At 71.5% G+C, this 9,277-nt stretch carries 10 protein-coding genes; 4 read left to right on the top strand and 6 right to left on the bottom strand.

The window, feature by feature from the left end; translation table 11 throughout:
* Positions 1-173 precede the first annotated feature (173 nt).
* From C1I95_RS28675 to C1I95_RS28655, 5 genes are all read right to left on the bottom strand, one after another.
* Entirely contained in the window at positions 174-587 is a 414-nt protein-coding gene (locus C1I95_RS28675; protein WP_199523948.1) for a hypothetical protein, read from the bottom strand.
* Between the two features lie 80 nt (positions 588-667).
* A complete protein-coding gene (locus C1I95_RS28670; RefSeq protein ID WP_233513950.1) occupies positions 668-1,141 on the bottom strand; it encodes an SRPBCC family protein in 474 nt (157 codons plus the stop codon).
* Entirely contained in the window at positions 1,138-1,470 is a 333-nt protein-coding gene (locus C1I95_RS28665; protein WP_146605884.1) for an ArsR/SmtB family transcription factor, read from the bottom strand. Before C1I95_RS28665 ends, C1I95_RS28670 begins: the two co-directional genes overlap by 4 nt.
* A gap of 143 nt (positions 1,471-1,613) precedes the next feature.
* Positions 1,614-2,084 (bottom strand): hypothetical protein, encoded by a 471-nt coding sequence (locus tag C1I95_RS28660; protein WP_111218479.1) that lies wholly within the window; start codon positions 2,082-2,084, stop codon positions 1,614-1,616.
* A gap of 70 nt (positions 2,085-2,154) precedes the next feature.
* Entirely contained in the window at positions 2,155-2,874 is a 720-nt protein-coding gene (locus tag C1I95_RS28655) for an alpha/beta fold hydrolase (protein WP_158566493.1), read from the bottom strand.
* A gap of 357 nt (positions 2,875-3,231) precedes the next feature.
* On the opposite strand from C1I95_RS28655, the gene C1I95_RS28650 reads away from it, so the two are divergent.
* From C1I95_RS28650 to C1I95_RS28635, 4 genes are all read left to right on the top strand, one after another.
* Positions 3,232-4,116, top strand: a complete 885-nt coding sequence (locus tag C1I95_RS28650) for a hypothetical protein (protein ID WP_233513949.1) — start codon at positions 3,232-3,234, stop codon at positions 4,114-4,116.
* A 92-nt stretch (positions 4,117-4,208) separates the two neighbouring features.
* Complete coding sequence (gene rfbB / locus C1I95_RS28645) at positions 4,209-5,219, top strand: dTDP-glucose 4,6-dehydratase (RefSeq protein ID WP_199523949.1); 1,011 nt, start codon at positions 4,209-4,211, stop codon at positions 5,217-5,219.
* A 602-nt stretch (positions 5,220-5,821) separates the two neighbouring features.
* Positions 5,822-6,997, top strand: coding sequence for an aminotransferase class V-fold PLP-dependent enzyme (locus tag C1I95_RS28640; protein ID WP_158566492.1), 1,176 nt, complete (start codon positions 5,822-5,824; stop codon positions 6,995-6,997).
* Between the two features lie 133 nt (positions 6,998-7,130).
* Complete coding sequence (locus C1I95_RS28635) at positions 7,131-8,087, top strand: homocysteine S-methyltransferase family protein (RefSeq protein WP_111218483.1); 957 nt, start codon at positions 7,131-7,133, stop codon at positions 8,085-8,087.
* Here C1I95_RS28635 and add read toward each other — a convergent pair.
* On the bottom strand, positions 8,045-9,136 hold the full coding sequence (add, locus tag C1I95_RS28630) for an adenosine deaminase (protein WP_158566491.1): 1,092 nt from the start codon (positions 9,134-9,136) through the stop codon (positions 8,045-8,047). The genes C1I95_RS28635 and add overlap by 43 nt on opposite strands.
* Positions 9,137-9,277: the final 141 nt, after the last annotated feature.

Below are 9,277 nucleotides of genomic sequence, written 5' to 3'. Positions count from 1 at the left end.
GCCTTCACCCAGCAAGTGCCTTCCGTGACAGGAAACTCGGACCCTCAGCAAGTCCCATTTTCCCTGATCAGAAGGCACTTCTTCGTTTCCAGCCCAGTCCTTGGACACCCTTAACGAAGGGCCGAGGCTAGGGGCTCTTGGCAACGCGGACGTGGCAGGCAGGGTGGCGGGCCCTAGGCATTCCCGCCGGTTGAGACGGTGCGGTTGGACGCGGGCGCATCGCCGGCTGCGGTGTCCTCGCCGCTGACCCGGGTCCCCCTTGGCAGGCTCAGCAGCCCGAGGACACTGATCGGTGCCAGGGACACGTGGCACAGCGAGAGTGCGACGGCGCTGACGGTGTCGAAGCCGGCCGGGATCGTCATGATCGGGATGGTCACGAGCGCCAGCAGTGGCGCGACGACGCTGCCGACGATGACGGTCCACGGCCAGCGTCGGGCGGTCAGCGCGACGGCGGTCAGGCCGAGCAGCAACGGCACGACGGTGAAGCCACCGACCGTCAGCGCGTCCACCTGCATGCTCTGCCCGGCGTTGGTGAACACGAACCGGCCTCCGGCCGCCCTGCCGACGGCATGGATGAGCAGGTTCATGATCAGAGCGGCACCGACTGTGGCGGCTACCACGGCCAGGCTCGACCGGCGACCAGCGGCGGGTGTACCCCGTGATGGCCTCATCGGTTCGCGGCCGTCGTCCCGCGCCGCAGGTAGGCCTCGATCCTGGCGAACGCGCCGACCCAGACCTCCTGGGTGAAGAAGTCGCGCACCTCGACGGCGGGGAACCCACTTTGGATCACCGTGACGAGCGTCCCGTCGCCGTCCGGTTCGAACGTGACCTCGACGCGCGTGGTCATCGTCATGCCGTCCGGCCCGCTGCCGACCGATTCGGTGACCAGCCGGTGCGGGCGGTCGACCACCAGGAAGGTCTGCGTCTCGCGGAACAGCTGGTCGGGGCTCGGACCCCAGATCGCGGTCTGCTGTCCGCCGACCCGCAGGTCCACCTCGATCTCCACGATGCCGGGCTCTTCGTCGAGGATGCTGAACCAGATCTTCTGCTTCTCCGCGTCCGTGTAGGCGTCGAACACCTGCTCGGGCGACGCCGGCAGGTGGCGGGTGAGGCGCAACTGGAGGTCTGATGTCTCGGTCACTGCTCGGTTCCCTTCTCCAGGGTGAAGTAGGCATCGAGACCGTCGAGGCGACGCCCCCAGAGCCGCTGATAGAAGCTGATCCACGCCATCGCATCGTCCAGTCGCTCGGTGCCGAGCCGGCATCGCCGCGACCGGCCAATCTTCTCCGTCACCACCAGGCCCGCCTCCTCCAGCACCCGGATGTGCTTCTTCATCCCGGTGAGGGAGATGGCGAACGGTTCGGCCAGATCGCTGATGGTGGCCGGCGCGGAGCCGAGCCGAACGAGCACCTCGCGGCGGGTCGGGTCGGCCAACGCCGAGAAGATCCGGTCAAGACGTTGCTGAACCATGCGGTTCACCATACAACAGTGAACCATCAGGTTCAACGTGCGCGGAATGAATGCCGGACGCCGGGCCGGGCGTGCGACTCACGCCGGGCCCGGCCGGTGGGGCTACGGGGTTCAGAACGGGTTGGCGACGCGGGCCGCGTAGATCAGCTCGATGCGATCGCTGCCTGCACCGCGACCGCGATGGCGAGCCAGACGACGGACGCGACGACAGCTACGCCAACCATGGTCAGCCCTTTGACGGCGGCTGGAGTTCGGGTGCGGGCGACAGCCAGGTTCGCCACCAAGCCGAGGACTCCGATCAGTCCACCAAGGGCACCGCCGACCGCGATCAGCAGGATCGGCAGTGGGGCCAGGACCCGAAGCGCGACCGGCACCGGGGGCCCGGTCCGATGCTGTACGCCGTTGACCTCCACGGTCGGGTACGGGTCGGCGAACGCGATGCGAACCGTGGCTTCGACCGTGCCACCGGCGGCAGCCGGCAACGCGTACTGACGCCTACCCGTCCTCGGCGCCGGCACTCCGCCAACGGTAACGGCAGGGCGACCCCACAGCGCGTTGGTGGTGACCACGACCGGTCCTGCCACGCCGTCGATGCTGATCGGTTCCGTATTCACCGGCGTGATCCTAGGAAGCAAAACTCAGCCGCGTCTACCCCGTCCGGCCGAAGGGCCTCGCGTGGCCCCGTCAGCGGGCTGCTTGGCCTGCCGGCATCGCGACCCGGGCTTCGGCTGCCGTCCTGATGAGCTGCGCCGTTTCGTCGGGGTGGGAGACCATCGCGACGTGGCTGGCCGGAACCTCGATGGTGGTCGCGCCCATCCGGCTGGCGAACATCCGCTGCGCGTCCGGCGGGATCGCCTGGTCCTGGGTGGCGATCAGGTACGACGACGGTAGCGATCGCCAGGCCGGGACGCCCATCGGCGCCGCGAAGGCCGACTCGGCAATTGGCTGCTGCACAGCGTGCATCGCGTTGGCGTGGACCGGATCCACGTCGGCCGCGAAGTGCTGCACGAAGTCGTCCTGCGGCTGCCAGATGAAGCCCTGCTCGTCGGTGAACAGGTGGGCCAGCGCCGGCGGTGTCGGTCCCTGCGACAGCAGCGCGCTCAGCGACTCCCCCTGATCGAGTCCGAAGGCCGCGACGTACACCAGCCCGGCCACGTTCGGTGCGTCGGTACCCAGGGCAGTCATGATCTGGCCGCCGTAGGAGTGTCCGGCCACGATCGTCGGACCGTCCTGCAACTTCAGGACCTGGCGTAGCCGGGCGACATCATCAGGCGTGGAGGTCAGCGGGAACTGCGGCGCCGTCACGTGGTAGCCGCCGGCCTGCAGCCGCTCGATCACGCCGCTCCAGCAGGAGCCGTCTGCCCATGCGCCGTGCACCAGGACGATGTTCGGTCGGCCATTCATGGCGGATTCCTCCCCTACCGGGGGCAGTGGTCGGTTCTGCCCCATGCTGGCCCGCGGGCGGCGACCGATGTCCACATGCCGGGTGCCCGCCGGCCGAGTCAGGTGCGGTCACGTTGCGAGTACCAAATCGGCCTGGGCGTAAACGTGCTGCGGTGGAAGGGGGCGACGTGGAGCGGCGGCACCGAACTGTCTCCCGGTGGTCGTGCGACCGGTGTCGCCGCGACGGCCCGTCTGCCCGATGGCCTTCGGACCAGTCGGGCAAACTGCGAGAACACCGGTCCGCGGACGGTCGCCGAGAATTCATCCATGACTGCCACTAAGAGTGGATCTGTGGCCGCCGCTCCGACGGGACGGCCGGTGCGATGGGGATGGGTGGTGCTGACGGCCGTCGCGGCCGGGGTACTGCTGTCGGTGTTGTGGTCGTACGAGTTCGTCGACCATACGATCGGTGATTCGATGGCCAATGCGATCCTCGGCCGGGACGCCAAGGCGACCGCGATCGGCGGCACGGCGGCTGCTCTGGTGTTCGCGTTCGTCTCCGGTCTGGCCGGCACCTTCACCGCCTGCAACATCGCGATGGCGGCGTCGATCGGACCGATGAGCCAGGCCAGCGCGGACGGGGCGACCCGGGCCGGGCTGCGCAGCCTGGTGCGGCCGGTCGGCTGGCTGACCCTCGGCATGGTGGCCGTCTCCGCCGTCTACGGCTTCGTCGGCGTGCTGCTCGGTGAGCGGCTGCCACAGCTGTCCACCGCGACCGTCGGCGGAATGCCGGTACGCCTGGTCCAGTCGATGGTCGTGTTCGGCCTGATCGGGCTGGCCTTCGTCTATCTCGGCCTGGCCGCGCTGGGGGTGGTGCGGGATCCGTTCGCGCACCGCCCGGTGGCGCGGGTGGTGGTGCTCGGCGCGCTGGTCGGCGGCTTCCTGATCGGCCGGCCGTACCCGCTGTTCAACAAGCTGTTCGTCTGGGCGGTGGAGAGCGGGAACCCGCTCTACGGCGCCGGCGCGTTCGTCCTCCAGTCGCTCGGCAACATCGCGATCGTCGCGGCGCTGTTCGCCCTGCTCGTACTGGTCACGCGGGGTGGGTTCATCCGCGCCCTGGCGGCCAGCCCGTCCCGGACGGCGGTGCTCACCGGCGGGTTGCTGATCGCGCTGGGTGTGTTCATGGTCGTGTACTGGAACGTGCGGCTACCGGCGATGTTCGACTACGGCTGGTTCCCCACCATGCCGTACAACAGCAGGTGAGTGCTGACGGGTGCGCCGCCTGGCCGGTTCGGTCCACCGGCCGGGCGAGGGGCGACGGCGGGCGACGTTGATCGGAGGTGGTCGTGAGCGGCATCCGACTCCTCGTCACCGGTGGCGCCGGCTTCATCGGGTCGCACTACGTGCGGACCCTGCTCGGGCCGGACGGTCCCGGCGACGTCCACGTCACCGTCCTGGACAAGGTCACCTACGCCGGCAACCTGGCCAACCTGCGCCCGGTGGCCGGTCATCCCGCGTACCACTTCGTGCGGGGCGACATCTGCGACGGACCGCTGGTGGACCGTCTGGTGGCCGAGCACGACCAGGTGGTGCACTTCGCCGCCGAGTCGCACGTCGATCGGTCCATCGCCGACGGCGGGGACTTCGTGCGTACCAACGCCCTGGGCACCTGGACGCTGCTGGAGGCCGTCCGGCGTCGGCACGGCGACCGGGCCCTGTTCGTACACGTCTCCACCGACGAGGTGTACGGCTCGATCGACGAGGGCAGCTGGCCGGAGACCGACCCGGTGCTGCCCAGTTCACCGTACGCGGCGACGAAAGCGGCCAGCGACCTGCTCGCCCTGGCCTTCGTCCGCACCCACGGGCTCGACGTACGGGTGACCCGGTGCGCCAACAACTACGGCCCGTACCAGCACCCGGAAAAGCTGGTGCCGCTGGCGATCACCAACCTGCTCGACGGCGACCGCGTCCCGCTCTACGGTGACGGCCGGCACGTGCGCGACTGGCTGCACGTCGACGATCACGTGCGGGCGCTGGAGCTGGTCCGGACCCGGGGCCGGCGTGGCGAGGTCTACAACATCGGTGGCGGCACCCAGCTCACCAACCGGGAGATGGCCGACCGTCTCCTGGACGCCTGCGGTGCCGCACCGGACCGGATCCGGTACGTGGCGGACCGCAAGGGCCACGACCGCCGGTACGCCGTCGACTGGTCCAAGATCCGCCGTGAGCTCGGGTACGCGCCGCGCCACGACCTCGACGCCGGGCTGCCCGAGACGGTGGCCTGGTACCGCGCAAACCGGTCCTGGTGGGAGTCGCTCAAGCAGCCTTCGCCGGTTGCGCAAGCTGGGAGATCGGACCGTCCCTGACCTCGGTTAGCCTGACTGTCCTCAGTGGTCCCGGAAGGGAGGTCCGCGATGGTGCCGGCTGCCTGTCACGGCGCAGATCCGCCGGACAAGGAGCGCCCGGCCAGGGCCGATCCGGCCGGTTCCGGGGATCGATGTCCGTCGGCGGGTTTCGCGGCCGCGGACGCCGACCGGCCGACGCGGCGTCGAACGGTCCGACGGCAACGGACGGCGGCTCCCCACTTCTGGTGGCGGTGGGGCTACGAGCCCGCCGCCGACGCGGACACCGTCCCGACGGCACACCACGACCCGTCGGGCGGCCCCGGACTGATGCCGTAGCCGCTCTACCCAGAGTTGCCGATCGCATACTTTCGGTGAACAGAACGGGCCATTCCGGCATCCGGTATAGTATCTTTACCAAACAGACTTGACTTTCAGTAGGGCCCGCACCGACGCTCCACTTTCGAATAGCACGCTGCTGCGACGAACGTGATGTCCACATGCGCCCACCGAGAAGACCATGTGCTGGTGCCGGCTCGGTACCATGCTCCGTCTGTTTAGCCGCCGACCGACGGCGCCACCCGCGGCCGTACGCCAGTCGCAGCGGCCCGATCCCCCCGGTTGAGATGACCTTCGGTGAACTGCACAGGCTTCCCCTGAGCACCCTGGTGACGCGGCCGGTCACGGAGCAGTTTCCGGATCTGCGAACGGGCGTCGTCCGCCTCGACGCACCCGCCGGCACCCTGGCCCACGCCGCCGTCCTCGACGTGCTGACCCGCTATCCGAGACACTCGGCCGCCGGTGCCGGCGCCAGCCGCCCCCGCTCCCGGGTGGTGCTCGACTGGGCCGCCGGACGGTTCCGCACCCTGATCGGCGCACCCGGCGGCGCGGTGTCGTTCGGCGCCGACATGACCAGCCTGACCCAGGGTTTCGTCCGATCCGTCGAACCGGCCCTGCGCCCCGGTGACGAGGTGGTGTGCACCGCGCTGGACCATCGGGCCAACGTGGACCCGTGGCGGGAGTCCGCCCGACGCCGGGGTGCCGTGGTACGCGTCGCCGACCTGTCGCCGGACGGGCAGCTGACCGTGGACGCGATCACCGCGCAGCTCAGCCCCCGTACCCGCTGGGTCGCGTTGACCGCCGGCTCGAACGTGCTGGGCAGCGTGCCGGACATCACCGGGATCTGCGCCGCCGCCCGGTCGACCGGCGCCCAGGTCTTCGTGGACGGGGCACAGGTCCCGGCACACCGTTCGGTGGACGTCGCGGCGTGGGACTGCGACGCCTTTGTCACCTCCGCCGCCACCTGGTACGGCCCCCGGTGCGGGATCCTGTGGAAGCGCAGCTGCCGGGTCGGATCCACGCTGGCGCGTCGCCCGGGTACGCCGGTCGGGCGCACCGGGCCCGGCATCGACGCGGTCCTGGCCACCGGGGTCGCCGCCGAGGTGCTGCTGAGCTGGGACCGGGCGGCGGTCTTCCGGCACGGCGAACGGCTGGCCAACCTGCTGGCCCGGGGCCTGCGCATGGTCGACGGCGTACGCGTGCTCGGTCGCTCGGACGACGCGACCCGCCTGCCGATCGTCGCCTTTCAGGTCGACGGCCGCCCGGCCGCCGAGGTGGCGGGCCTGCTCGCCGAGGGCGGCATCGTCGTGGGCCACGGCACCTTCGGGGCGGAGTCGGCGCTGCGGGCCGTGTCGCCCGACCCTCCGGAGACGGTACGAGCCGGGCTGGCGCGCTACACCAGCCGGGCTGACGTACGTGCCCTCATCGGCACGGTGGCGGCGATCGCGGCGATCCGCCGCTGACCCGACCACGGCCCCTCTCGCAGGTTGCGCAGTCGTCGGCCGGCGCGCCTCGCGGGGTCGTACCGGCCGGGGGGACCGTGCCACGATCGGCTCGACGGCCCGGCGTACGGGCCCGGTCTGGTCGGAGGTGCCGGTGGAGCGACCCGGGGCGCCGGCCGGCCGGCCACTGGTCCTCGACGGCGGGCTCGGCACCGAACTGCAACGGCACGGCCGCTCTGTCACCGCCCCATGGTGGACCGCGCACTGCCTGCTCGACATCGCCGGCCGACGCCTGGTCACCCGCGTGCACACCGAGTACGCGGCGGCCGGCGCGGACGTGCTCACCGCCGACACCTTTCGTACCACCCCACGTACCGCGTACCGGTCCGGTGCGGACGCGACCACCGCCGCCGGTCTCGTGCGTGTCGCGGTGACGCTGGCCCGGGAGGCCGCGGCGACCGTGGCCCGCCCGGTGCTCGTCGCCGGCTCGGTCGCGCCGATCGAGGACTGCTACCGGCCCGACCTGGTGCCCGACGACGCGGCGCTGCGGACCGAGCACGCGTGGCTTGCCGACCAGCTGGCCCGGGCCGGCGTCGACCTGGTCCTGGTGGAGACGATGAACACGGTCCGCGAGGCGGTCGCCGCCGTCCGTGCCGTCCGCGCCCACGGCCTGCCCGCGTGGGCCAGCTTCGTGTGCACCGCCGGCGCCCGCCTGCTCAGCGGTGAGGACGTGGCGGCCGCCGCGGCGGCCGTACGCGCCGCCGGGGCGAGTGCGGTCCTGGTCAACTGCACCGATCCGACCGGCACCGAGCGGGCGCTGCGCCGGCTGCGGCAGGTCGACGCCGGGCTGGTCGGGGCGTACCCGAATCTGGAGGACCGCAGCGACCTGCCGCCCGCGACACCGGTCGACCGGCACCTGTCGCCGGCCCTGTCGCCGGACGCCTTCGCCGGCCTCTGGGACGGTGCGCAGTGGCGCGGCCTCGGGATCGTCGGCGGGTGCTGCGGGTCCACGCCGGCGCACATCGCCGCGCTGCGCGCCCGCTGGCCGCTGGCGGACCGGGCCGGCGGTCAGCCGGCGGCCGGCGCGGGCTGCGCCACCCCGGGCGGGTAGGCCGGCACGACGCCCAGCCCGGAAAGCTCCGCGCGCACCCGGTCCCGCAGCGCCGCCCGCGCGGGGTCCGGCAGCAACGCGGCCTCGACGGCGGTCAGGGCCATCCCGGCGAACTGCGCCACCGTGAAGCCGTGCCAACGGGCCGCGAGCCGATGCTCGGCGACCAGGTCGGTGTGGAACATCGTCGGGTCGTCGGTGTTGAGGGTCAGCCGCACGCCGGCGTCCCACAGCCGGCGCAGCGGATGCGCCTGCGGGCCCGGCACCACTGCGGTCCGCAGATTGCTGGTGGGACAGACGTCGAGGACGACGGACCGGTCGCGCAACGCCGTCACCAGCGCCGGATCCTCGACCGAGCGGATGCCGTGCGCGATCCGGGGCGGGTCGAAGGCCAGGCAGTCCCAGACGCCCTCGGGCCCCACCGCCTCACCCGCGTGCGGCACGAACGGCACGCCGCGTGCCGCCGCCCACCGGATCGGCTCGGCGAACAGCGACGCCGGCCGGCCCGGCTCGAAGCCGCCGAGGCCGAGCGCCACCACCCCCCGGGGTACGCCCGCCACGGCCCACTCGGCGACCCGCTGACATTCCTCCGGCGACTCGCCACGGACGTGGTCCACCACGAACCGCATGCTGACACCGGTACGCCGCCGGGCCTCCTCGGCGCCCCGGGCCACCGCGTCGAGTTGCTCGTCGAACGGGATGCCCGGCCCGCGCCGATGGGTGCCGGGGCTGAACGTCACCTCCAGGTGCCGGACGTTCTGCTCGTGCGCCATGTCGGCCAGTTCCTCGGTCAGCAGCTGGAGGTCGGCCGGCTCGCGCAACGCCGCACAGCACTGTTCGTACAACTCGGTAAAGTGCCGGAAGCTGCGGAAACGGAAGAGCTCGACCACGCCCGCCTCGTCGAGGCGACCGAGGTCGAGCCCGTGGCGGCGGGCGATGCGCAGCAGGGTGGCCGGCCGTACCGAACCCTCCAGGTGCACGTGCAGCTCCACCTTGGGCAGCCGTTGGATCAGGTCATCGCGGTCCGGCCCGACCGGTTCGGCGGTGCTCACCGTGCCGATTCTAGTACGGCAGCCGCCGTTTGAGATGTCGCTGGTGGGGCCTGGTAGGCGAGGTGCGGCCACCGCGTGATCGTCTGTCTGCTGTGGACATAACTTCAGATGTGGCGGTGGCCGCGTGCCACAGCGTAAACC

Origin of the sequence: Micromonospora craterilacus (genome assembly GCF_003236315.1) — a bacterium.
Classification (GTDB): Bacteria; Actinomycetota; Actinomycetes; order Mycobacteriales; family Micromonosporaceae; genus Micromonospora; species Micromonospora craterilacus.
This window is presented reverse-complemented; position numbering and strand designations above follow the sequence as displayed.

What these genes read in the sequence shown, in the direction of transcription:
- C1I95_RS28655 (WP_158566493.1), bottom strand. Translation starts at nt 2,874, where the DNA reads ATGAATGGCCGACCGAACATCGTCCTGGTGCACGGCGCATGGGCAGAC.
- C1I95_RS28640 (WP_158566492.1), top strand. Translation starts at nt 5,822, where the DNA reads ATGACCTTCGGTGAACTGCACAGGCTTCCCCTGAGCACCCTGGTGACG.
- C1I95_RS28665 (WP_146605884.1), bottom strand. Translation starts at nt 1,470, where the DNA reads ATGGTTCAGCAACGTCTTGACCGGATCTTCTCGGCGTTGGCCGACCCG.
- C1I95_RS28675 (WP_199523948.1), bottom strand. Translation starts at nt 587, where the DNA reads ATGAACCTGCTCATCCATGCCGTCGGCAGGGCGGCCGGAGGCCGGTTC.